The organism is Chryseobacterium sp. 2VB, from assembly GCF_005503635.1.
Lineage (GTDB): Bacteria > Bacteroidota > Bacteroidia > Flavobacteriales > Weeksellaceae > Chryseobacterium > Chryseobacterium cupriresistens.
Map to the genome: position 1 here is coordinate 47,719 of NZ_SCNC01000024.1, position 25,539 is coordinate 73,257.

Consider the following 25,539-nt stretch of genomic DNA (forward strand, 5'->3'; position numbering starts at 1 on the left):
AAATGAAGAACATTGCAGCGCTTGCGCTTATATCATCAATAGCTCTTGTATCTTGTAAAAAAGAAACAGCAAAAATAACGAAAGTAGATCCTAAAACCGGAAAAACAGTAACGGTAGAAGTTCCTGCTGATTCTGTAGCGAAAGTTTCAGAAAACCCGGCTATCAAAGATTCTGCGGGAGTTATTACACAGACTTTCAAGCTGGAAAAAGGTAAAACATATCCTCTTACCACTTATCAGAGAGATGTGAAGACTATGACTGACCCTCAGGGGAAATCCATCACCGCTACCAGCGAATCTACAGATGAAATGAATTTTGTAGTGGATGACATCAAAGGAAACGTATATGAAATGACCCTTAACCTTGTAGCAAAGAGAAGTTCTCAGTCGGCACAGGGAAAAACGGTAGTAGTAGACACCAAACTTCCTCTTCCTAAAGAAGATGATCTTAAAATGATCTGGAACGTCAACAAAGCGCTTACCGGAAACAAACTTCAGATGAAGATGGATACAAAAGGGAATGTGATTTCTATTACAGGATTTGATGCTGTTTACACAAAAGTAGGTAACGCAGTTGGTACACTTATCAAAGATGCCAATGAAAAAGCAAGCGTAGTAGCAAGCCTTAAGCAGTCATTCAACGAAAAAGTACTGAAAGACCAGTTCCATAAAAACCTGATGATTATTCCTAAAAAAGGAGTTAAAATCGGAGAAAAATGGTCAACTTCTGAAAATGCTGACGCCAGCGGAGCCGTTAAAGTAACCTCCAATTATGTAATGAAAAGCTTAGGAAACGGAGCTGCAGAAATTGCAGTAACCGGAGGTATTCCCAAGAAAACAGAAAAGAAAACTCAGGGACCTATCACCCACAGCCTGAGCAGTGAGCTTGTTCAGAACGGAACCATTAAGTTTGACGAAAGCACAGGATGGATAACCAACCAGAATATCAACGTAAAAACCACTCAGATAGAAACCATTTCCGATGGAAAACAGTCTCAGTCTATGAAAAGTATTTCCAATTCTTCGGTAATGGTCAACCCATCTGCTAAATAACTTGAATAAACATTCAGGGTTTAAAGTTCACATGTTAAACCCTGAACTTTAAACAAAAAAATTATGAAGTACATTCTTGAGTTAGTACTCACTGCCATTATTATTTTCTTTGTCTGGAATATTCTGAAAAGAATTTTCTTTAAGACATTCTATAGTTACCGTTTTAATAACAATAATCAAAACAACGGGCAGCAGGACATCAACAACTCGAATAAGAATAACAAAAAGAACCTTAAGTGGGATGCAGAAACGGTAGACTACGAAGAGGTGAAAGAGAGTAATGACAAAAGGTAAAAATTCCAAGAAATAAAAGATAATAACCAGCATGGCAAAAAATAAAAACTTAATTTATATTGCAATTTCATTAGTAGTATTTATAGTTTTAGCATTTTTATATTCCACTCCTGTATTTTCAGGAAAACAGCTTTTCCAGCATGATATCGTACAGTACAGAGGAGGAGCAAAAGAACTGCTCGACTATAGAGCCAATACCGGAAATGAAACCTATTGGAGTGACTCCATGTTTGGGGGAATGCCGACTTATCAGATGGGAAGCCAGTTTAAAGGTGATATCATCAAAAAAATCGACAGCAATCTGAATTTCCTGCCAAGGCCGGTTAATTATCTCTTCCTGCTGTTTGCAGGTTTTTTCCTTTTGGGAATGGTAGTGGTCAGAAACTGGAAATATGCTCTTTTGGGAGCTACTTTCTTCGGACTTTCGACTTATTTTTATATCATTATTGCAGCCGGACATAATGGTAAAGTAAATACCATTGAATATTTCGCACCGCTGTTAGCCGGAATTTTACTGGTGTATATCAGGAAACAATACATCTGGGGATTCATCGTCACTACCCTTTTTATGGGGCTTCAGATCGCTGCCAATCACCCGCAGATGACCTATTATCTGTTTCTTGCTTTAGGATTCTTATTCCTTTCTGAACTGATCAGAGCCATCCAGAAAAAAACACCGATGAAGCACTTCCTTATTTCATCAGGAATTATCGCAGCGTCATGTGTTATCGGGGTTGGAATGAATTCACAAAGAATCATGGCCAATTCAGAATATGTAAAAGAAACGGTTCGTGGAAAGCAGATTTTAAATTCCGACAGCCATACTTCAGGAAAATCCGGAATGGACAAAGAGAGTATGCTGATGTGGAGCTACGGGCAACTGGAAACGTTAAACCTTTTCATTCCAAGATTAATGGGAGGCGGAAGCCAGGAACCCGAGGGAAAAGAAATCATGAACAGAGTTCAGGAGCTGGTTCAGGAAAATGTGGGTTCACAGGCTGAAATGGACAGAATTTCCAAAGGTTTCAGCGGGGTTACTTACTGGGGAGACCAGCCGGGAACTTCAGGACCTGCCTATCAGGGAGCAATTGTTTGTTTTCTTGCTTTATTGGGATTCTTTTTTGCCTCGAAAAAATACCGTTACTGGATTTTAGGAGCTTCCATCCTGACCATTTTACTGGCCTGGGGAAGTAACTTTATGCCATTATCGGATTTCTTTATCGATTATGTACCGTTCTATAATAAATTCAGAGCTCCTTCTTCAATCTTAGTGGTAGTAGAGTTATTATTCCCATTAATTGCCATTTTGGGATTATACAGATTCTTTACAGATGAAAAGTTGACTGAAGAATATAAGCAGAAAATTCTGATGTATGTAGGAGGTGGAACGTTAGGATTTTTATTGATTCTTTTAATCTTTGGAAAATCATTGTTAGGTTTTGCTACAGAAAACGAGAAAACCTACTTCCCTCCTTTCCTGCTTGATTATCTTGTAGATGAAAGATATAAATTATTCAGAATAGATGCCATAAAAGCATTCATTTATGTAGCGATTACTGCGGCAGCTCTATTCTTAACTTTAAAGAAAAAGCTTAATCAGAATATTGCTTTGGTAGTGATTGGGCTTGTAAGTTTATTTGATCTTTGGTCGGTAAACAAACGTTACTTAAACGATGAAAACTATGTAGATAAAATCTTTGCTGAAAATCCTTTCCAGACAGAAAGTTCAGATCTGCTGGCTGAAAAAGTACAGGGAAATCCAAATCTTGAATCTATTTTATCCAATGTCAACATCAACAAAACATTGGAGACTATTGCTGAGAAAGACAAAACACACTACAGAATTTACAACCAGACATTAGGAGTTACCAGCGAAACCAATACCTCCTATTTTAAGGCTTCCATCGGTGGTTATCACGCTGTAAAATTAAGAAGATATGACGATGTACTGAATGAATACATCAATAGTATTGATAGTGTAAAAACACCTAATGTATTAAACCTGTTGAATGCCAAATACATGGTTTTCGGAGGTCCTGAGCAGCCACAGGTTGTTCCTAATCCTAAAGCTAATGGCAATGCATGGTTTGTAAGTGATTTAAAATTTGTGGATACTCCTAATCAGGAAATAAAAGCGATCGGGACTATTGACAACAAGAAAACAGCTGTCATTGCTTCATCTGACAAATCATATTTTGATAACAAACCTGTTCAGGCAGATTCTACCGCATTCATCAATCTTACGAAATACCAGCCTAACGAACTTGAATTTAAATCTCAGTCGAAAACACCTCAATTGGCCGTATTCTCTGAAGTTTATTATCCTCATGGATGGAAAGTGTTAGTAGACGAGAAAGAAGTTCCTTATATCAAAGCAGATTATTTGCTTCGTGCCGTACATGTTCCGGCAGGAAACCACCATATCAGAATGGTTTTTGAACCTGAAGTGATTGAAAAAGGAAAATGGCTTTCTCTTCTTTCATTCGGATTATTTATCCTGTTGGCTGCATTTGGGCTTTTCTGGATGAATAAGAACAAGAAAAAAGAGATTGTAGCTGAACAGAATGCTTAAACAATATAAATAGTGTTGCGCAATGAGATTCTTCACTGCGCTACGCTTGGTTCAGAATGACAGAAAGTATTTAAGCTAAGCAAATGGAACAGAAAAAAATACTGATTATCACCTATTACTGGCCTCCTGCGGGAGGTCCTGGTGTTCAAAGATGGCTGAAGTTTGCAAAATATCTACCTGATTTTGGTTGGAAACCGATCATCTATACTCCGGAAAATCCAAGCTATCCATTGCTGGACGAAACACTGATGAAAGATATTCCGGAAAATATCGAGATGGTAAGAACCAAAATCTGGGAACCTTATCAGCTTGCTGAAAAACTGAATAAGAGCAATAAAAAATTCAAAGCCGGACAATTTGATGTAGGCAAAAACCAAAGTTGGAAATCTAAACTTTCAATTTGGGTAAGAGGTAATTTTTTCATTCCTGATGCCAGAGTTTTTTGGGTAAAACCATCCGTTACATTTCTGGAAAAATACCTGAAAGAAAATAAAATAGACACCATCGTTACTTCCGGTCCGCCACACTCTCTGCATCTGATTGGTTTAGGGCTTAAAAATAAAATGCCGGACCTGAAATGGGTTGCTGATTTCCGTGATCCATGGACAGAGATTTCCTACTACAAACATCTGAAATTAACTAAAAGTTCAGATAAAAAACACCGGCAGCTGGAAAGTGCTGTATTTAAGAATGCAGACATCACTTTGGCTACAAGTTACACTGATGCTGAAAACTTCAGAAAGGCCGGAGCTAATGCATTTTGTATTACGAATGGATTTGATGAAAGCGATTCAAGCAAAAAAGCAGTTGAAAATAAAAATTCACAAATTGAAAAAGCATTTACGCTAAGCTATATCGGAGTTTTGGAACAGCTGAGAAACCCTGAAAATCTTTGGAAAGCACTCGACGAACTGGTGAAAGAAAATGCTGAATTTGCGGCTGATTTTAAGTTGAAATTTGTAGGACGAATAGATGATAAAGTCCTCCACTCCATTGAAAATTCAAGTCTGAAAAATCATATTCTGAATCTTGGATATCTTGCCCATGGGAAAGCTGTTGAAGAAATGCAAAACTCGGATATGCTTCTTATTACCAATTTCCCGAACGAAGCTTCAAAAGGAATTATCCCCGGAAAAATATTTGAATATCTGGCTTCAGGAAAGCAGATTCTATCTTTCGGTCCGGACAAAGCGGATGTCGCAAAAATTCTGGAAGAAACGCAGGCAGGAAAACATTTCAGTTATCAGGATACAGAAAACATTAAAAAGTTTATTCTTGAAAAATATGAACTGTGGAAAAATGACAGCCTTATTGAAAATACCCAGCATATTGAACAGTTTTCAAGAAAAAATCTTACTCAACAGCTGACTGAAGTTTTGAAATAAAAAAGAAAGGAAGTTAGAGGCTGGAAGTTTATTCCAGTCGCTAACTTCTAACTTCTATATTGTCCACTGGTCATTCACAACGGCAATCAGATAATATTTACCCTCAAATTCTTCGAATACGAAACGAACCGTTTTCCAGTCCATATTACCGGATTTTTCGGTTCCTTTAATATAGTTTTCTGTGAAATCAGCTTTAGGGTATATCTCTTTTAAATTATTCAGGGAGTTTCCTCCGCCGATAAATTTATTCACTGAATATTGTGAAGCTGTAAAGTCTTTAGAAAAAACCCATTTGCCAAGATAATCGTTGATGGTTGCTTTATAAGGATCTCCTGAACCATCCTGTGTCCCCCATGTAAACAAGGTTTTAGTAGGCTGGTATTTTTCAAAATCTGCTTTAGAAAAATGTTTATCTTCTTTCAGATTAACAAAAGCATACATTGAAAAACGGATCCCTTTTTGCGGGTGAATGAAGGAGGCAAAAGCAGTATAATCTTTATCTTTCAGTGCTTTCAAGACCTCATCATTAGCCAGCTTTAAAGCGGCTTCTTTATCCGCATGGGTCTGAACCGTACCTGCAGTGTCTGTTTTATTTTGTGCAATAGAATCTATTTCGTTCGGAACAGGTTTCCCGGCCTCTTTCTTACAGGCTGTAACAAGGCTCAAAACGAATACCGTGATCAGTAATTTTTTCATATTTTACATTTTGCAATAGGTAAAAACACCAAAACTGATGCCAAGCGATACATAATCTAAAGAGATAAAGACGATGAAGGTTAAGAGGTTTCGGCTTCTCATTTTAAAAATTACATCGTACATTTGTTAGATGGAAATGTTGGATATTCTGATTATCGGGGCCGGACCCATCGGTTTGAACTGCGCCCTTGAAGCTCAAAAAAACAATCTTAGTCATGTAATCATAGAAAAAGGAACCATTGTCAATTCACTGTACAATTATCCTTTGTACATGCGTTTTTTCTCCACTGCTGAAAAGCTGGAAATTGATGAGATTCCCTTTATTTCTACTGCTCCAAAACCTGGAAGGCAGGAAGCTCTGGAATACTATCAGGGAATTGCCAGACAAAAAAGCCTGAATATTAACCTGTATGAAAAAGTTCTGAGCGTTTCAAAGAAGGATGAGATATTTGAGATCAAAACCACCAAAGCAAATTATCAGGCTAAAAATGTAGTCATCGCTACGGGGTTTTATGATATTCCTAACCTGATGAATATTCCCGGTGAAGACCTTCCTAAAGTTAAGCATTATTATACGGAACCTTACCCTTACGCAAAGCAGAAAATTGTGGTGGTAGGCTCCAGTAATTCTGCTGTAGATGCAGCCCTGGAAACGTACAGAAAAGGAGCTGATGTAACGATGATTGTCCGTCATGCCGAGATTTCCAAAAGTGTAAAATATTGGGTAAAACCCGATATTGAAAACAGAATTGCAGAGGGCAGCATTAAAGCTCATTTTAATGCAGAAATGATCGAGATTAAAGAAAATTCTGTTGTTTTTAAAGATGAGAACGGAGCTATTCATGAAATTGACAATGATTTTGTACTGGCCATGACAGGCTATCTTCCTGATTTTGATTTTCTGAAAAATTCAGGAATAGAACTCAATGGAGACTGCCTGAATCCTTTTTACCATCCTGAAACCATGGAAACCAATATTTCCAACCTCTATCTTGCCGGTGTGGTATGCGGAGGAAAAGATACTCACCTTTGGTTCATTGAAAATTCAAGGATTCATGCGAATATGATCATCAATTCGATTCTTTCCAGATCTTCATCGTAAATGATTACAGATATTAAAAAAAGTTTCGGGCAATTTCTACGAAATTGCCCGAAACTTTTTGCTTTTAATCAAAAGCGCTATATCATCTCTTTTTCTACCTTATTTTTATCCTTAAGCATCCATGGAACGATAAAATAAAAACCAATAGCGATAACTGCCGCCAGAACTCCTGTTCCGATCCATAATGTATTGAAACCTAATTTTTCTGCTATCAGTGTTCCTATATAAGGTGTTACAATAAACGCAATGGAAAATGACATTCCGTTCAGTCCCATGTAAGCGCCTTTATTGTTCTCTCCCGAACGTAATGCCGTAATCGTTGACATAAAAGGAAGTGTCCATATTTCTCCCACGCAAAGCAATGTCATAGACAGCACAAGGGTAATCAGACTGTAATCGAAAGCGAGCATGGCATAGGAAATACCACACAGGAAAGTCCCGATCAGCATAGTAAAAGCTAAAGTAAAATACTTCTCAGCAATCTGTACCAGTCCCATTTCGAGCAGTACAATCAGAAAACCGCTGTATCCCAGAATATATCCGATATTCTGCTGGCTCAGATGAGCTGTATCCTTATAAAATATCGTCAGGGTACTGAACAGCTGGAAGAAACATATGGAAAACAGCATACAGAATACACAATAAATAAGGAATTTACTGTCTCGGTAGGGTGAACTTTCTTTTTTAATAATAATAGCTTTTTTTACTTTTTTTGCTTTCAGTTTAGCTAATCGCGCCCGGTTTTTAAAGAACCAGATATACATCAATCCTGCCAGCAAAGCAGCCAATGCATTGCTGAAAAACAGAAATTCATAAGAAATAGCCGACAAAATACCACCCAGTGCAGGACCAATAGAAAACCCAAGGTTAACGGCCATACGATTGAGCGAGAAAGCACGGGTAATATTTTCAGGTTTTGCATATTTGGTAATCGCCACCGAGTTTGCGGGACGGAACGTTTCACTTACAATACTTTGGGCTAAAATAATTCCTGCCAATCCGGCTTCTGTTGTAAAAAGCGGAATCAAGCAGAATAAAGGAACGCTGAGCAGCAAACTCAGACTCTGCACCCTGTACTCTCCTATTTTATCCGTAATCATACCTCCAAGCCATGATCCGATAACCGAACCTATTCCAAAAAAGCTCAGTACAATTCCGGAATTTTCAATACTGAAATGCAAATGATTCGTCATATAAACTCCCAGAAACGGAAGTACCATAGAGCCGGCCCTGTTGATGAGCATTACCAACGCCAGCATCCAACTCTCCTGCGAGAGTCCTTTGAAAGAACTCGTATATACGTTAATTAATCTCACAATAATATTTTGGGGAAATTTGACAGTGCAAAATTAGATAAAAATAACCCAAAAGTCTTTGTTTAAACCCTATTTTTATCAATAACCTTCAACAGACAATCAACTTTATCTTAAAAAACAGTTTTATCTGCTATATAAAAACAATAAACTTTTATAAAAATCGTAAATTGCAGTAACAACAGATGCTTTTATACTAAATTCACTTAGAAACATAATAAAATTTTAACCAATACTGAAGAATGATAACCTACGAAAATTTACATGATACGCTATCTTTTTACAGTATTGACTGCTGCCAATCCTATTACATTTCTTCCGGAAAACCCATTTTTGAATTTCCAAAAGCTCCTTTCAGAATGGATTATTATGCACTATGTATATGTACTGCCGGAGAAATCAATATTGAAATAGACCGTCAGAAATATAAAGTAGATGCTGACAGCTTTCTTATTGCAGCCCCCTCTACCATTGTGAAATTTGGAAAAACCAGTGATGATTTTACGATGAAACTGCTGTTCTTCGACAAGAACTTTCTGATTAAAAATATTTCCAATCCTTTTATCATTGAGAAAATGAATCTTTTCTCCAAAGGCTCATACAGCATCGTAAAAACTACGGCAACCAATTCTTCACTTCTGCAAAATCTTCTGGATTACCTCGATAAAAAATCGAAAAAGCAGGGAAAATTTACAGAGGAGATTATCCGTACCATTATTTTCAATCTGCTGCTGGAGACTGCTGAGATTATGGAACAGGAAAATGCTGCAAATCCGGAAAAGGAAGAAGGAAAAAAAGACCTTTATCTCAAATTCAGTAAACTGATCCGTGAAAATATCACCAGGGAAAGAACGGTTCAGTTTTATGCGGATCAACTTCATATTTCCAATAAATACCTCATCGAAATCATTAAGAAATCAAGCGGAAAAACACCTCATGAAGTGATTGATGAAGCATTACTGAAGGAAGCGTATGTCATGCTTGGAAATCCTGAGGTCACCATATCGGAGATCGCCTTTGAGCTTCAGTTTAACTCAGCATCAGCTTTCGGCCGTTTTTTCAAAAAACATACGGCACTTTCCCCTTCGGAGTACAGAACTAAAGAAAATATTCAGTCATGAGAATTTGGGGATAATAATTCTGAACTTGAGGATATATATCGCTTTCTGAATAGAGGTACCTTTATACTGTTAATTAAAAACAATAAAAGATGAGTACGATCAATTCAAAATTCGATAAAGTTTTAAATGCCTCTGAGCAGTTTGGAAATGTAAACCACGAACCGGATTCAAGCAAAGAAGTTCAGATTAACACTCCTGAAAAGACGATGCCTTTTTCCGACCAGATCGGAAATTATCAACGTAATAAAGGTATTCCTCAGCAATCATACGAAAACAGTAAAATCTATATTGTCGGAAGCGGAATTGCCGGAATGTCGGCTGCGTATTATTTTATCCGTGACGGCCGTGTTCCCGGTAAAAATATTATTTTTCTTGATCAACTGAATGTGGAAGGCGGATCTTTGGATGGAGCCGGTAATGCAAAAGATGGTTACATCATCCGTGGAGGAAGAGAAATGGATATGACCTATGAAAATTTATGGGATATGTTCCAGGATATTCCTGCTTTGGAGCTGCCTGCACCTTACAGTGTATTGGATGAATACCGTCTTATCAATGACAACGACCCGAATTATTCCAAAGCAAGACTCATTCATAACCAGGGACAGATCAAGGATTTCAGCAAATTCGGACTTGAGAAAAAAGATCAGCTGGCGATTGTAAAACTATTGCTAAAGAAAAAAGAAGAGCTGGATGATCTTACGATTGAAGATTATTTTTCTGAATCTTTCCTGAACAGTAATTTCTGGTTCTTCTGGCGTTCTATGTTTGCCTTCGAAAACTGGCACAGCTTACTGGAACTGAAACTGTATATGCACAGGTTCCTTCATGCCATTGACGGAATGAAAGACTTCTCATGTCTGGTATTCCCCAAATATAACCAGTATGATACGTATGTAACTCCATTAAAAAACTTCCTGGTGGAAAAAGGAGTGCAGATCCAGTTTAATACTTTGGTAAAAGATCTTGATATTCATATTAATACGGAAGGAAAAACTGTAGAAGGAATTATCACTGAACAAAATGGCGAAGAAGTAAGAATACCGGTTGGTAAAAACGACTACGTAATTGTGACTACCGGATCTATGACTGAAAGTACATTCTACGGAGACAATAATACCGTTCCTGAAGTCACCATAGACAACAGCAGTGCAGGACAAAGTGCCGGATGGAAACTGTGGAAAAATCTTGCCGCAAAATCTGAAGTATTCGGGAAACCTGAAAAATTCTGTAGCCACATTGAAAAATCTTCATGGGAGTCTGCTACCTTAACCTGCCGTCCTTCTGCTTTCACAGAGAAACTGAAAGAACTGTGTGTAAATGATCCTTATTCAGGAAGAACAGCCACAGGAGGTATTATCACCATTACAGATTCTAATTGGGTAATGAGTTTTACCTGCAACAGGCAACCGCACTTCCCTACTCAGCCGGATGACATCCTTGTGGTTTGGGTTTATGCTTTACTGATGGATAAAGAAGGTAATTATATCAAAAAAGCAATGCCTCAGTGTACCGGGAACGAGATTCTGTCCGAGCTTTGCTACCACCTTGGAATAGCAGATCAGCTGGATAATGTCACTGAAAATACCATTGTACGTACTGCATTCATGCCATATATCACGTCTATGTTTATGCCGAGAGCGATGGGAGACCGTCCGAGAGTGGTTCCTGAAGGATGTACCAACTTAGGTCTTGTAGGACAGTTTGTAGAAACCAATAATGATGTTGTCTTCACCATGGAAAGCTCTGTAAGAACTGCGAGAATAGCTGTTTACAATCTTCTTAACCTTAATAAACAGGTTCCGGACATCAATCCGTTACAGTATGACATCCGACATTTATTAAAAGCGACTCAGGCTCTGAATGATTATAAACCTTTCTTAGGAGAAGGAATTTTAAGAAAAATATTAAAAGGAACTTATTTTGAACATATTCTGGTAAACCGTCCTGATGAAAAAGAAGAACATGAATCTTTCTTAACCAGATTTCAGGAATGGGTAAAAGGAGTAAAAGACTAAAAATAAATCTCATGGATTTTAAAAATATAACGATAGCGGGAAGCGGCGTATTGGGATATCAGATCGCTTTCCAGACGGCCTATCACGGTTTCAAAGTTACCGTATATGATATCAATGATGAAGTATTGGAAAAAGCCAAAGGTAAATTCACCGCTTTAAGTGAAGCTTACAAAAAAGATCTCAGCGCAACGCAGGAACAACTTGATGCTACATTCAAAAATATCAGCTATTCATCTGATCTTGCTGAAGCAGTAAAGGATGCCGATCTTCTGATAGAAGCTGTTCCAGAAGATCCAGCCATCAAAACGGAATTCTATCATAAACTGGCTCAAGTAGCACCTGAAAAAACAGTATTTGCAACGAATTCTTCTACTCTTCTTCCAAGTCAGTTTGCTGAGGCTACAGGAAGACCGGAGAAATTTGTAGCCCTCCATTTTGCCAATGAAATCTGGAAGCACAATACCGGAGAGGTAATGCGGCATCCGGGAACTTCTCAGGAGGTATTTGATTCTTTGATCAGATTTGCGAAAGCAATTGGAATGGTAGCACTGCCTATCCAGAAGGAACAGCCCGGGTATATTGTCAATTCATTATTGGTTCCGCTGCTTGGCGCTGCAGTCAATCTCTGGGTAGATGAAGTCTCAGATATAGAAACGATTGATAAGACATGGATGGTCGCTACCGGAGCACCAGCAGGGCCATTTGGTATTCTGGATATTGTAGGAATCACGACGGCTTATAATATCAATAAGATGGAAGCTGAAGAAACTCAGGATCCACTAAAGATAAAAGCTGTAGAAAAATTAAAAAAAGAATATATTGATAAAGGAAAACTGGGAGTATTGACCGGGGAAGGATTTTATAAATATCCAAATCCCGCCTATCAGGACAAGGATTTTCTGAAGTAGAATCTTAAATTTCAGATTTTTAGCTATTAAAATCAATTATTCTTAAATTCTGATTTATAATTTTGTCTGTTGGAATTCGCAAAGGCGCAAGTTTATTTTTTAAACCGTTTTTAAGACGCAAAGATTTTATCTACGATAAAAATTGATATTTGTTGATCACTGGACCTTAGAACATTTATCAATTAATTAGTATAACACTTGCCGGAAATCTTCGATTTCCTCGCGTCTTAAAATATTCAGAATGAATTTCTTTGCGCCGTTGCGTATTCCAACAAAAACAACAAAAAACAGGACTTCATTTGAAGTCCTGCTTTTTGTTTTATGATCTATTCCTGAAAATTATTCAGGTTTATAAGAATCTTTCAATGTTACTGTTCTGTTGAATACCAATGTATCATCTGTAGAATCCTGATCTTTCGTAAAATATCCGATTCTCTGGAACTGTAATGGTTCTCCCACAGCAACTTCTTTCAGACTCGGTTCAGCAAATCCTTTCACTGTAGTTACAGACTCAGGATTAATGAAGTTTAAGAAATCTACATCTTTTTCCGCGTCAGGCTGCTCCACTGTAAACAGTTGATTGTAGATTCTTACTTCTACAGGAATAGCATGTTTTGCAGATACCCAATGTAAAGTTCCTTTTACTTTTCTTAAACTTTCCTCTGTTCCGCTTCCTGACTTACTCTTCTCATCATACGTAGCGTAGATCGTTGTAATCTCACCATTTTCATCCTTCTCTACTCTTTCAGCTTTGATGATGTAAGCAGACTTCAAACGAACTTCTCCTCCTAATTTAAGTCTGAAGAATTTATTGTTAGCTTCTTCCTTGAAGTCTTCACGTTCAATATAGATTTCTCTTGAGAATGGTATTTCTCTTGTTCCTGCATTTTCCTGTTCAGGATTATTCTCAGTTTCTAACCATTCTTCCTTATCTTCCGGATAGTTTTCGATCACTAATTTCACTGGATCTACTACTGCCATTACACGCTTGGCAACCTTATTCAGGTCTTCACGCACGCAGAAATCAAGCAACTGAATTTCGATAAGATTTTCTCTTTTCGCAACCCCTACTTTTTCAATAAAGTTTCTGATAGAAGCCGGAGTAAATCCTTTTCTTCTCATCCCAGAGATAGTAGGCATTCTAGGATCATCCCATCCGGTTACGACCCCTTCAGCTACCAGTCTCTGAAGCTTTCTTTTGGAAGTAATCATATAGGAAACATTCATCCTTGCAAATTCCCTCTGTTTGTTTTTAACCCTTCCTTCTTCATACACCTGGTCAAGATACCAGTTGTACAACGGTCTGTGATTTTCAAACTCCAGGGAGCAAAGTGAATGTGAAACCTGTTCGATATAATCGGATTCACCATGAGCCCAGTCGTACATCGGATAAATTTTCCAGGCTGTACCTGTTCTGTGGTGAGGTTTATTCAAAATTCTGTACATCACCGGGTCACGCATATTCATATTAGGCGAAACCATGTCGATTTTTGCACGAAGAGACATCGAACCGCTTTCAAACTCTCCGTTTTTCATCCTTTCGAATAAATCTAACGATTCTTCAACAGGACGGTTTCTGTATGGAGATTCAATTCCCGGCTCTGCAGGATTTTTTCTTTGCTCGGTAATCACTTCAGAAGGCTGCTCATCTACATAAGCTTTTCCTTCTTTAATTAACTGAACTGCCCAATCGTAAAGCTGCTGGAAGTAATCGGATGCATACAAAACTTTATCCCATTTGAAACCCAGCCATTCAACGTCTTTCATAATAGAGTCTACGAATTCCTGTTCTTCTTTTTCAGGGTTCGTATCGTCGAAACGAAGGTTTACCGGAGCATTGTATTTTTCGCCCAGCCCAAAATTGATGCAGATGGCTTTTGTGTGCCCTACATGCAGGTAACCATTAGGTTCAGGCGGAAAACGGAAACGAATCTGCTCTCTTTTCAGACCGTTTGCCAGATCATCTTCTATAATTTGCTCAATAAAATTGAGTGATTTTTTTTCTTCTTCCATTAAAGTAGCTTTTATTTTTTAGCAAAAAAAGTTTCACAAAGTTACGGAAAAATAAGCTTTTGTAAAAGTGGTAATTCAAATGCCTTACCTGTTGTATTTCAATATTTTTCACTAATTTCGGGAAGCTAATACCATTTTAACCATTAACCGTTATGGCTGTTTATATCCTAAGCAACCGGAAAATTATCCGGCATAAAGGTGAAAGAGTAGACTCTTTTTCCAATGAAGAATACTCGATTCCTAATTTCAGAATCGCCAGGTGCGATTTTGAGAACTATAAGGAGCCTTCAGCACAAATCAAAAAGAAAAAGGATTATACCAACAGAAATATTTTAAATTACAAGCTTTTTTCTGAACCCGAAAAACAGGGTTATGAAGAAGTTCTGGAGGTCCTGCTGAGCGAAAAAGGAATTAAAAAATCCTCTCTTACAGCCAATAATCTTGGCGGAACCCAAAGAATGTTTTATGAACTGTACAAAAACATGTCTTCTACCAAAGACAGAAGTGATGTCATGATATTCATCCATGGTTATTTATATGATTTTGATGATGAATTAAAAGCTATACTTGATCTGAAAAAAATATTTATTGATAATCCAGCCTCTCCTGTGGAGCATATTTTATTTGTAAGCTGGCCCGCCTCCGGCAGTATAATCCCGTTGAGTTATTTTGATGATAAAGCTTCCAGCATCAATTCGGGAACATCTTTGATGAGATTGTTCTATTTCTATACTCAATTTTTAAAAGATATTTTTTCCAACCGGGATCTTGCTCCCTGCAATCAAAGAATACATCTTGTGGCTCACTCTATGGGAAACAGAGTGCTTCAAAGTATGTTATACAGCCTTAAAAGGGAAAATATCCTTCGTGTTATCGACCAGGTTCTCCTGTTAAATGCTGATGTGAGCTATAAAGTCTTTGAAGATGCTGAGGATTCATTTAATAAGCTGCCCTTACTGGCTAACAGGATTTCTATTTACTTAAACAGACAGGATATTATTCTGGCGGCTTCTCAGTTTACGAAAAATATTCTCACCCCACGGCTGGGTAAAAATGGTCCGAGCGGTATTGATCAATATAAAGATATTGTGTCTGTTATCGACTGTACTTTTGTAAAAGATGATCTGCTTAATAACTTTAAATATGAAGCGGGAAACCATTGGGGATATCTTTCCAGTTCGCAGGTACAGCATGATATTTTCCAAAATTTATATGGAATTGACAGAAATCTTATTTCCAACAGGTCTAAAGATAATGAAAACATTTTCACAATTATTTCTTAACAAATAATTAAAATAATCCCTGAAAAATGAATTATACGTTAAAAATTGTCTAAAAATAATCACTATGGCACAATGATTGCTAATTCATTTATTAGGGAATTACAATTTTTAATTATGGGACAGATTAAAAAAAGGTTTTCTAATATATTAAACTATATAAAGAAAGCTATTTTCGTAAAGGATGTGATTTAATTGTGTAACAACCTCTAAATCAACAAAATATTCGATCTATAACTGCCAGGTCCTCCTACAGACCGGATTAAAAAAAATTCAAATATTCTGAACAGGAAGGGATTGCAGGTAAAAACTGAAACCATACAAATCCATATTCAATACTATCTAAATATTTCAGGGGAATTGTTAAATAATATTAAATAATTCCCCACATGTTGTATAATTCAAAAAAGTTATCGACATTTACTTACCAATCAAATAAAATCAATAACATGAAAAATCTAAAGAAAATCAAAAGAGGAGAATTGAAAAAAGTCAAAGGGGGAAGACCACCGCTTGGGTGCAACAACTGGGATCCGGCAGCGATGTGCTGCAGAGCATGGGCACCTGACTACTGTGGGCAAACTACATGTCCGGATTCACCTCCACCATTATGCTAATTAATTTTTAATAGTTATATTTTGAACCACAGCAACTCATTTCTGAGTTCTAAAACGGATTCAAAATTATTGACAAATAAAGCTCCAGTGCCTAAACCTTGAGGCATTGGATTTTTTTTGGTAAAAGTATACTGAGCAATGGCATTCAATCCAATATTACTTTCTAATGCTGAAGTAATCCACCAGTTTATATTCTGATTTTCCGCAAGGGAAATCCATTCATCAGAACCTGAAAAACCTCCTACTAATGCAGGTTTCAAAATAATATATTGCGGCTTAATTATTTCCAAAAGCTGTTTCTTCTTTTCGGGATCTATAATTCCGATCAGTTCTTCATCCAATGCAATCGGAGTAGGTGTTTTTGCACATAACTCAGCCATTTCATTCCAATTTCCGGCCTTGATAGGCTGCTCAATGGAATGAATATGAAGATCAGCAAGCTGCTGTAAAACCATCACCGCTTCGTCTTTACTGAAACCTCCATTGGCATCCACACGCAGTTCCAATTGATCTTTGGAAAACTTTTCTCTTAATTTCTGAAGAATAATATGCTCAGATTTCCAATCCACACCTATTTTTAATTTGATACAGTGAAAGCCTCTGTCCAGTTTTTCCTGAATCTGTTCTTCCATATACGTTGCGTCGCCCATCCATATCAGACCGTTGATGGTAATGGCAGACTTTCCTTCAGTAAATTCACTTGGAAAATATAGGCTGCCTCCATATTTTAGATTCTGAATGGCCTGTTCATATCCAAACCAGATTGAAGGAAACTCTTTCAGTTCCTGCTTCAAAAAAACGCTGTCCTGATTAATATTTTCACAAAGCCACTTCAGTTTTTCTTCATAATCAGGCCTGTCATCAAAACTCAGCCCTCTGAAAACAGCACATTCCCCTACTCCTTTTCTTCCCTCTTCGGAAATTGTCAGAATGAAGGTCTCTTTATCAAGCAAAACGCCGCGAGATGTTCCACTCGGGCGCTTAAATTGTAATAAATATTGTACGTAAGTTGCTTCCATTATTTTACGCTGTCGATACGCATAAACTCTTCTGCTTTTTCCACCATGTCGATACTTCCACAGAAGAAAGGAATTCTCTGGTGAAGTTCTGTAGGTTCTATCTCCAAAATTCTTCTGAATCCGTCAGTTGCTTTTCCTCCGGCCTGCTCTGCAAGGAATGCCATTGGGTTACATTCGTATAACAACCTTAGTTTACCATTCGGAGCCTGTGAATAAGAAGGATAAATATAAATTCCTCCTTTCAGCATATTTCTGTGGAAATCCGCCACTAAAGAACCGATATATCTTGAAGTGTAAGGACGGTCACCTTCTTCCATCTGGCAGTATTTAAGATAATTTTTTACCCCCTGAGGGAATTTGATATAATTTCCTTCGTTGATAGAATAGATTTTACCTGTTTTTGGGAAAGTCATATTAGGATGGGAAAGATAATATGTTCCTAGAGACGGATCTAATGTAAATCCGTTTACTCCGTTACCAGTTGTATACACAATCATGGTAGATGAACCGTAAATAACATATCCCGCAGCAATCTGATTGATACCTTTCTGTAAAAAGTCTTCCAGCTGTACCGGAGTTCCCGGTTCTGTAACTCTTCTGTAGATGGAGAAAATAGTCCCTACAGAAACATTTACATCAATATTGGAAGATCCGTCCAAAGGATCAATCAGTACAACATATTTACTTAAATGTCCGTTTTCACCGCATTTGATATCAATAAAATCATCATTTTCTTCAGAAGCAATACCACAAACAACCTCTCTCTGAGACAAAGCCGTAATAAAAATTTCGTTAGCGATTACATCAAGTTTCTGCTGTTCTTCTCCTTGAATGTTCTGGTTTCCTGCAGCTCCTGTTATATCTACAATTCCGGCCTTATTTACTTCTCTGTTTACCACTTTCGAAGCCAATCTTATTGCACTTAGAAGACGAGAAAATTCACCTGTAGAATACTGAAAATCGTCCTGTTTATCTATAAGAAATTCTCCTAAAGTCTGTAATGGTTGATTTGACATATTTTTCTTTTTACGTTTTGCCCAAATTTCGGAAAATTTATCGCATTGAGAAAATTTAATTAAAAAAGAGATTAATCATTGTATTTCAGAAAGATACAAACAAAACATGACATTACACGAACCCTTTACTGAAAATTATACCTCCTAATTTGTTTAATCAGAACCCAAAAAAAATTAATTTATTTCATGAATTGTTGATTTTAAGGAAATCTTAATTCTATCTCCGCGTAAGGCTATTTCATATCTCGTTGTAAATTTATAATTTTGACGTCCGTAAAAAACTCATATAATTTTTTATCTAACAATTTTATTTTTAACAATTTAATGAAAATTTTCAAGTTTGGTGGAGCATCGGTAAAAGATGCTGACAGTGTAAAAAACGTGTCCATGGTTCTAAAAAGCCAGGGATTTGCCAAATGCTTGCTGGTGATTTCAGCAATGGGTAAAACGACAAATGAGTTGGAAAAAGTTGTAGAACTTTATTTCAAAAAAGATAATTATCAAACTGAGATTGAAAAGATAAAACGAAAGCACATTGAGATTGCGGAAGGGCTTTTCCCTGAAAATCATGCGGTTTTTGCTGAAATCAATCTTTTCTTTGATGATATTGATTCTTTTTTACGAAGAAATAAATCTCCCAACTACAACTTCGTATACGATCAGGTAGTAAGCTGTGGAGAAATGATCTCTACTAAAATCGTGAGTGAATACCTGAATGAGATCCAATTTACAAATCAGTGGCTGGATGCCAGAGATTATATAAAAACGGATAATTCATACCGGGAAGGTATGGTAGACTGGACAAAAACGGAAGAATTTATCTCCCATCTTAATCCTGAAATCTGCTATGTAACTCAGGGGTTCATCGGTTCTGACGACAACAATTTTACGGTAACATTAGGAAGAGAGGGCTCCGACTACTCCGCCGCTATTTTTGCTTACTGCTTAAATGCTGAAGCAATGACGATATGGAAAGATGTACCGGGAGTAATGACCGGGGATCCGAGAAAGTTCAGTAATGTAACCCTTCTTTCCAATATTTCTTATGAGGAAGCTATAGAAATGGCTTATTATGGTGCCAGTGTTATTCACCCGAAAACATTACAGCCGCTACAGCAAAAAAATATTCCTTTTTATGTAAAATCTTTCGTGGATCCCAGCAAAGAAGGAACAAAAGTAGGTGCTTCCGAAAAAAACCAACAGGAAGAATCTTATATTCTGAAAGAAAACCAGGATCTTTTGAAAATCTCTACAAGGGACTTCTCTTTCATCGCAGAAGACCATATGAGCCTGATTTTCGGATATTTATCCAAATATAAGATCAAAGTTTCCCTGATGCAGAATTCTGCAATCTCTCTGGCATTGTGCCTGGAGGATAAATTTAATCATATTGATGAGCTCAATGAAGAGCTTCAAAAAATTTTTAAAACCGAAGCAATTAAAAATGTATCTTTATTCACAGTAAGAAATGCGAAGAAGGATCACATTGATAAATTTTACCATGAAAAAAATGTATTATTGGAACAAATCTCCAAGAATACTCTTCAAATGGTAACACAATAATATTAATTGCGACTAAACACACATGAGTTTAATTTCGAAAAACGATCTGATCAAAGCTTCCGGCTTAAATAAAATTGGGTTTCTCAAGAACCCGGTAGCATCTGCTGTGATGAGCATTGCTAAAATAAATGAAGTAAATAAATTATACGATAAATTAAAAGACAAGGAAGGCAAAGACTTTTTCGACTCATTTGTGAGAGAAAGAAACCTAAGCTATGTAGCTTTTGAAGAGGATCTGGCAAAGATTCCGAAAACGGGACCGTTTATTCTCGTTTCCAATCACCCTCTGGGTGCTATTGACGGTATTCTGATGTGCAAGATCTTATCAGAGGTTCGTCCGGATTTCAAGGTAATGGGGAATTTCCTTTTGGAAAAGATCAAACCTATGGAGCCGTATGTAATCGCTGTAAATCCTTTTGAAAACAGAAAAGAAGCTTACAGCAGCTCTTCTGGAATGCGTGAAACACTCAAGCATTTACAAAACGGAGGCTGTGTAGGTATTTTTCCGGCAGGAGAAGTTTCCAACAAAAACAACCCTTACGGCGAAATTTTAGATAAAGATTGGGAAAAGACGGCACTTAAGCTTATGAGAATGGCTAAAGTGCCGGTAGTTCCTATGTATTTCCATGCCAAGAACAGCAGACTTTTTTATCAGGTAGCTAAACTTCACCCGAATTTACAGACGCTGATGCTTCCTGCAGAAATGATGAATGACAGGGAAAAACCTATCAGAATCAGAATCGGACGTCCTATTACCGTAAAGGCAATGGACGACATGGAAACGATTGAGGAATTGGGAGAGTTTCTGAAACGTAAGGTTTATATGATGAAATCTTACTATGAAAAAAGAAAATCTCTTGCTCAAAGCATTAATCTTCAAAATTTATCGGTCAAATTTCCTTTACTCAAGGAGGAAAATATTGTTCAGAATATCATTGATGAAACACCTCTGGAAGACATTATCAAAGATGTTGATAAATTGAGAGGAACTGAAAAAATGCTTTTCAGTAACGGAAATTACGAGATTTACTTTACGACTTACGAGGAAATCCCTTCTATTATGAGGGAAATCGGACGTCAGAGAGAGCTCACCTTCCGTGCGGTAGGTGAAGGAAGTAATCTTCCGTTTGACCTTGATGAGTATGACAAACATTACCACCATCTTTTCCTATGGGATAACGGTGAGAAAAAACTGGCCGGAGCTTACAGAATGGCATTGGGTAGAGAGGTAATGAAGAAATACGGTATCAAAGGGTTCTATACAAGCTCTTTATTTGAGTTTGAGCAGGACATCCATCCTTTTTTCAAAAAGGTGATTGAAATGGGCCGTGCATACATCTGCCAGGAATATCAGCAGAAGCCACTTCCACTCTTTCTTTTATGGAGAGGAATAGTACATGTATGTCTGAGAAATCCGGATCATAAATTCCTTATGGGTGGTGTGAGTATTTCGAACAAGTTCTCTGAGTTCTCAAAATCGCTGATGATTGAGTTCATGCGTTCCAATTATTTCGATTCTGCAGTAGCACAATATATCACTCCTAGAAATGAATATAAGGTAAAGCTTCGCGACAGGGATAAAAATATTTTCTTTGAAGAAATGGAGTCTGACCTCAACAAGCTGGACAAGATTATTGATGATCTTGAACCTGAATTGAGGCTTCCTGTCCTGATCAAAAAATACATCAAACAAAACGCAAAAGTAATTGCTTTCAACGTAGATCCAAACTTTAATGATGCGATAGATGGATTGATGTATATCCGAATCAGTGATCTTCCGGAAAACACGATTAAACCGGTATTGGAAGAGATGAGTGAACAGATCAGAAAAGAGCAGGAAAATAATCCGACTGATAATCAGTAAGTTTTTAACTTTATTAAAAAAAAGTACGATGAATACTTGCTTTGTATACTAAAACTTACTACTTTTGCATCACTTTAAAACAACGAAGTAAGTCAAACAAAAATATAATGGTTTCTTAGCTCAGTTGGTAGAGCAATGGATTGAAAATCCATGTGTCCCTGGTTCGATTCCTGGAGAAACCACTTTAAAACCTCTGATTAGTCAGAGGTTTTTTTGTTTTTATGGATTAATGATTAAGCACAATATTTGGGGCTATACAAATACCTGCATTTTTGTGATAAAATTCTTTCTTTTAAAAGGACATGAACTGTTATTTAGAATTTCCATCTTACAAAAGCTTCCATGGCAGCATAAGTAGCAAGTCCCATTTTGTGATAGGTCTCTGCCGTTTCTCTGTTTCTTTCTTCTGCTCTCTGCCAGAATTCTCTCATATCTGTCCCTTGAAATACTACCCCATCTTTTTGAGATTGATGTTTAAAAATCCCATAGCGTTTTTCCAAAATTTGATCCGGACTTAATGGTACTGCCATTTCTATTTCTTCAATAGACCACTCTTTCCATGCTCCTCTATATAACCATAACCAACAATCTTTCATGTATTCCTTCGACTTTAAATTTTTAACAGATTCAAAAACAGCATCCAGACACACTTTATGTGTTCCATGAGGATCTGCTAAATCACCAGCCGCATATATCTGATGTGGTTTTACGCTGTCTATAATATCCGTTACAATTTCTATATCCTCTTTACTCAATGGCTTTTTTTCTATTCTGCCTGTTTCATAGAAGGGCATTTCCAAAAAATGAATCTGGGTGTCTGGTATTCCCACGTAATAACAAGTAGATCTTGCCTCCCCTTTCCTTATTAAACCTTTTATATGTCTTACTTCAGGAATATCAATATCACTGTTTTTCTTATTTTGTAAAAATTTGATAGCTTTATCAAAAATCTTTTGTGCTGCATTATTTTCAATGCCAAACATTTCATTATAATCACATACAAAATTGGCAAACCGCAATGCTTCAGAATCTGCTACAGCTATATTGCCGGAAGTTTGATAAGCTACATGAACTTCATGACCCTGTTGGTGCAGTCATATGAAAGTTCCTCCCATACTGATAATATCATCATCCGGATGCGGACTGAATATAAGTACTCTTTTTTTGGCAGGAGTTTTCCTTTCCGGCCTGTTACTGTCATCTGCTCCCGGCTTACCTCCCGGCCAACCCGTTATGGTGTGTTGTAATTTATTGAAAATCTCGATATTGATATTATAAGCAGGACCTTTGTCTGCTAACAAATCGCTCATTCCGTTTTCTATATAGTCAGAATCGGTAAGCTTTAATATAGGTTTCTCTATTTTTTGGGCTAATCCCAAAACTGCTTTTCGGGTTAATGCATCAGTCCATTCTATTTTTTCTACCAGCCATGGAGTATTAATTCGGGTAAGCTTATGAGCTGCTGCCTGATCCAATACAAAAGTTGCGTTTTTGTGTTCCTGCAAATAAGAAGCCGGCACCAGGTTGGTAACAGGACCTTCTACAGACTCTTTGATGATATTTGATTTAGATTCACCCCACGCTAATAGTATTACTCTTTTCGCCTCCATTATTTTCTTCACTCCCAATGTAATAGCTGTTCTGGGGGTATTCGATAGTCCCAAAAACTCATTGCTGGCTGCCACTCTGGTGATATGATCTAAAGCTACAAGACGCGTTCTGGAATTTTGCAGGGAGCCCGATTCATTGAATCCGATATGACCATTACCGCCAATACCCAGAATCTGCAAATCTATCCCACCTAAGGCTTCTATTTTAAGTTCGTACTCTGTACAGTAATCTGCTATTTCCTCTTTGGGTAATGTTCCGTCAGGAATGTGATAGTTTTCAGGAAGAATATCTACTTTATCAAACAAAAGTTCTTTCATAAAGCGAACATAACTATGTACGGAATCCGGTTCCATAGGATAATATTCGTCAAGGTTGAAAGCAATTACGTTTTTGAAACTCAATGCTTCTTCTCTGTGCATGCGTACCAATTCAGCGTATAAGCTCTTGGGTGAGGAGCCGGTAGCCAAACCTAAAATGCAGGGTTGTTTTTGAGACTGCTTTACACGGATAAGGTCTGAAACCTCTTTTGCTACGGATTTTGAAGCTGAAAGTGAATCTGTGAAAATAACCGTTTCTATCTTTTCAAATCTTTTTTCAAATCCTGTAGAAGAATCTATTGTGCTTTTTAACATAGTAATTTGGTTTTGGAAAGTGATAAAATTAAATTATATATAGAACTTGTATTTCTAATTTCAATAAAAAACAAAAAAAAGAGATACTTCATATATACATCATATCATTATATAATTAATTATCAACACTTTAAAATTAAAAAGATAAAGTCTATTTGTGGCAATGATTCTTCCAAAAATATTTTTGATTTTTTTATTAAAATCTTCAGTACCAAGGGTATTATACCCATTTGAATTTAATAATTCATGAGCTACTATGGCTGTTGCTTCCAATTCTTTAGTCTCAAATTGAATTTTTGGTCGTCCAGCACCAGCCTCATCAATAGTGTAGGTTGATCCCTGTTTAAGTTGTTTTTTTAAGACATTTTCGACGATACTATCACTCTTATATTTTGTACCAATAGAATGAATATCTTTTTTTTCTTGCCCGTCATTATTACCACTAGCGAATAGTAGAGATACTATCAAAACATTTAGTATTTTCATCATATTAAATTTGTGTTTCACAATTAAAAAGAAGCACACCCATTTCTGACTGTGCTTGATATATTATTTTTTAGGATGTTGTTTTCGCCATTCTGCATAATCCATAGGTTGGTATCCCGAACCGCAACTTCCTTCATATTCGCACTCACCTACATAATAAGCATCATAATCCGCATTATCCCACCATTCTTTAAATTTTGGAAGACTGAAAAAATTATTTTCTTTTATAACCTTAAAATCATCATCATTCAAAAAATAACGAAGTCTAGCCATCATCTTATTATCATCATTAAATTTTTTATCATAATTATATTGTTCAGCAAAATATGCCAAGTTTGCCATTAGTTTTAATTTTTCGTTTCTTGTAAGGTCAGTGGATTTATCACGCCCCAAAAATTCTAAATAGCTTTTGATATTATCAATAATAAATCTATTTTCAGATGGGTCATTTGGTATATGGAGTTTTTGTAGAAGCTTGAATGTATCTGCATGCAGTTTGAATTTTCCATTACACACTTTAGTCCAAAAAAGCTTACCAAAATTCCGGGGATCCTTTTCATCAAATTTTGTTTTTTCTATAACCCATTTTAATAAATCAGGATCTTTTGTATATCCGAAAGTTTTAACTAAACTTTCCATGAAACTTTGATCATTTAAAATAAGCCATTTAAATTGTGGCTTACTATCATTAAAAAGGTACATATTACGTGCAATAATATATCGTGGAACTTTAATTTTAAAAGAATTATCACCATTAATATTTATTAATTCCTTTAATAAAAGCATTGGAAAAATAAACTGATTATTAGTATTGATAAAAGTATTCTGAGTAGTTGAATAAAGTTCATACTTATTTTGTTCAAGTGTGCTATAACAATACATTCGCTACAAAATGAAGTAAGCTTTTATATGATACAGAAAATTGAAAAGGGAGACTAATGCGGTTTCCTTTTTTGCATATCTAAAAGCCCATTATT

Annotated in this window: 19 protein-coding genes, 1 tRNA gene and 1 pseudogene; 13 read left to right on the forward strand and 8 right to left on the reverse strand. The window is 36.7% G+C overall.

The window, feature by feature from the left end; translation table 11 throughout:
• Positions 1–2 precede the first annotated feature (2 nt).
• The 4 genes from FFS26_RS18260 (at position 3) to FFS26_RS18275 (ending at position 5,303) form a co-directional block, all read left to right on the forward strand.
• Positions 3–1,052 carry a DUF6263 family protein gene (locus FFS26_RS18260; protein WP_110010141.1) on the forward strand — a complete coding sequence of 350 codons (1,050 nt, stop codon included), beginning with the start codon at positions 3–5 and terminating at the stop codon, positions 1,050–1,052.
• A 63-nt stretch (positions 1,053–1,115) separates the two neighbouring features.
• Complete coding sequence (locus FFS26_RS18265; protein ID WP_110010142.1) at positions 1,116–1,346, forward strand: hypothetical protein; 231 nt, start codon at positions 1,116–1,118, stop codon at positions 1,344–1,346.
• A gap of 31 nt (positions 1,347–1,377) precedes the next feature.
• Positions 1,378–3,918: a YfhO family protein gene (locus FFS26_RS18270; RefSeq protein WP_110010143.1), complete on the forward strand. Its 2,541-nt coding sequence runs from the start codon at positions 1,378–1,380 to the stop codon at positions 3,916–3,918.
• A gap of 83 nt (positions 3,919–4,001) precedes the next feature.
• Positions 4,002–5,303 (forward strand): glycosyltransferase family 4 protein, encoded by a 1,302-nt coding sequence (locus FFS26_RS18275; RefSeq protein ID WP_137905740.1) that lies wholly within the window; start codon positions 4,002–4,004, stop codon positions 5,301–5,303.
• 54 nt (positions 5,304–5,357) lie between these two features.
• On the opposite strand, the gene FFS26_RS18280 is transcribed toward FFS26_RS18275, so the two are convergent.
• Complete coding sequence (locus FFS26_RS18280) at positions 5,358–5,999, reverse strand: hypothetical protein (RefSeq protein WP_137905741.1); 642 nt, start codon at positions 5,997–5,999, stop codon at positions 5,358–5,360.
• Positions 6,000–6,129: 130 nt separating this feature from the next.
• On the opposite strand from FFS26_RS18280, the gene FFS26_RS18285 reads away from it, so the two are divergent.
• Entirely contained in the window at positions 6,130–7,101 is a 972-nt protein-coding gene (locus tag FFS26_RS18285) for a YpdA family putative bacillithiol disulfide reductase (RefSeq protein ID WP_137905742.1), read from the forward strand.
• Between the two features lie 77 nt (positions 7,102–7,178).
• Here FFS26_RS18285 and FFS26_RS18290 read toward each other — a convergent pair whose 3' ends face one another.
• The gene (locus FFS26_RS18290) at positions 7,179–8,360 is read right to left on the reverse strand and encodes an MFS transporter (protein WP_137905751.1); all 1,182 of its coding nucleotides are present in this window, start codon (positions 8,358–8,360) and stop codon (positions 7,179–7,181) included.
• 296 nt (positions 8,361–8,656) lie between these two features.
• Between FFS26_RS18290 and FFS26_RS18295 the strand changes: the two genes are divergently transcribed.
• The 3 genes from FFS26_RS18295 to FFS26_RS18305 all read left to right on the forward strand — a co-directional run bounded on the left by FFS26_RS18295 (position 8,657) and on the right by FFS26_RS18305 (position 12,461).
• Positions 8,657–9,535, forward strand: a complete 879-nt coding sequence (locus FFS26_RS18295; RefSeq protein WP_110010147.1) for an AraC family transcriptional regulator — start codon at positions 8,657–8,659, stop codon at positions 9,533–9,535.
• 89 nt (positions 9,536–9,624) lie between these two features.
• Positions 9,625–11,553, forward strand: a complete 1,929-nt coding sequence (locus tag FFS26_RS18300; protein ID WP_110010148.1) for an oleate hydratase — start codon at positions 9,625–9,627, stop codon at positions 11,551–11,553.
• Between the two features lie 11 nt (positions 11,554–11,564).
• Positions 11,565–12,461 carry a 3-hydroxyacyl-CoA dehydrogenase gene (locus FFS26_RS18305; RefSeq protein WP_137905743.1) on the forward strand — a complete coding sequence of 299 codons (897 nt, stop codon included), beginning with the start codon at positions 11,565–11,567 and terminating at the stop codon, positions 12,459–12,461.
• Positions 12,462–12,800: 339 nt separating this feature from the next.
• On the opposite strand, the gene FFS26_RS18310 is transcribed toward FFS26_RS18305, so the two are convergent.
• On the reverse strand, positions 12,801–14,474 hold the full coding sequence (locus FFS26_RS18310) for a glutamine--tRNA ligase/YqeY domain fusion protein (RefSeq protein ID WP_137905744.1): 1,674 nt from the start codon (positions 14,472–14,474) through the stop codon (positions 12,801–12,803).
• A gap of 152 nt (positions 14,475–14,626) precedes the next feature.
• Between FFS26_RS18310 and FFS26_RS18315 the strand changes: the two genes are divergently transcribed.
• Together FFS26_RS18315 and FFS26_RS22610 are read left to right on the forward strand one after the other, a co-directional pair.
• Complete coding sequence (locus tag FFS26_RS18315; protein ID WP_137905745.1) at positions 14,627–15,757, forward strand: alpha/beta hydrolase; 1,131 nt, start codon at positions 14,627–14,629, stop codon at positions 15,755–15,757.
• A 446-nt stretch (positions 15,758–16,203) separates the two neighbouring features.
• Complete coding sequence (locus tag FFS26_RS22610; protein ID WP_171006348.1) at positions 16,204–16,371, forward strand: bacteriocin-like protein; 168 nt, start codon at positions 16,204–16,206, stop codon at positions 16,369–16,371.
• 14 nt (positions 16,372–16,385) lie between these two features.
• On the opposite strand, the gene menC is transcribed toward FFS26_RS22610, so the two are convergent.
• Together menC and fbp are read right to left on the reverse strand one after the other, a co-directional pair.
• On the reverse strand, positions 16,386–17,390 hold the full coding sequence (menC, locus tag FFS26_RS18320; protein WP_137905746.1) for an o-succinylbenzoate synthase: 1,005 nt from the start codon (positions 17,388–17,390) through the stop codon (positions 16,386–16,388).
• Positions 17,390–18,406, reverse strand: coding sequence for a class 1 fructose-bisphosphatase (fbp, locus tag FFS26_RS18325; RefSeq protein ID WP_110010152.1), 1,017 nt, complete (start codon positions 18,404–18,406; stop codon positions 17,390–17,392). The genes menC and fbp overlap by 1 nt, the downstream gene beginning before the upstream one ends.
• 324 nt (positions 18,407–18,730) lie before the next feature.
• On the opposite strand from fbp, the gene FFS26_RS18330 reads away from it, so the two are divergent.
• The 3 genes from FFS26_RS18330 (at position 18,731) to FFS26_RS18340 (ending at position 22,015) form a co-directional block, all read left to right on the forward strand.
• Positions 18,731–19,969 (forward strand): aspartate kinase, encoded by a 1,239-nt coding sequence (locus FFS26_RS18330; protein ID WP_137905747.1) that lies wholly within the window; start codon positions 18,731–18,733, stop codon positions 19,967–19,969.
• A 22-nt stretch (positions 19,970–19,991) separates the two neighbouring features.
• Positions 19,992–21,833: a lysophospholipid acyltransferase family protein gene (locus FFS26_RS18335; RefSeq protein WP_137905748.1), complete on the forward strand. Its 1,842-nt coding sequence runs from the start codon at positions 19,992–19,994 to the stop codon at positions 21,831–21,833.
• 109 nt (positions 21,834–21,942) lie between these two features.
• Positions 21,943–22,015: transfer RNA gene (locus FFS26_RS18340), tRNA-Phe, on the forward strand.
• Between the two features lie 132 nt (positions 22,016–22,147).
• On the opposite strand, the pseudogene nagB reads toward FFS26_RS18340, so the two are convergent.
• From nagB to FFS26_RS22815, 3 genes and pseudogenes are all read right to left on the reverse strand, one after another.
• Positions 22,148–24,076 (reverse strand): annotated as a pseudogene (gene nagB, locus FFS26_RS18345) (glucosamine-6-phosphate deaminase).
• A 99-nt stretch (positions 24,077–24,175) separates the two neighbouring features.
• Positions 24,176–24,565: a hypothetical protein gene (locus FFS26_RS18350; RefSeq protein WP_137905749.1), complete on the reverse strand. Its 390-nt coding sequence runs from the start codon at positions 24,563–24,565 to the stop codon at positions 24,176–24,178.
• Positions 24,566–24,625: 60 nt separating this feature from the next.
• Complete coding sequence (locus tag FFS26_RS22815) at positions 24,626–25,348, reverse strand: hypothetical protein (protein ID WP_228449460.1); 723 nt, start codon at positions 25,346–25,348, stop codon at positions 24,626–24,628.
• Positions 25,349–25,539 lie beyond the last annotated feature (191 nt).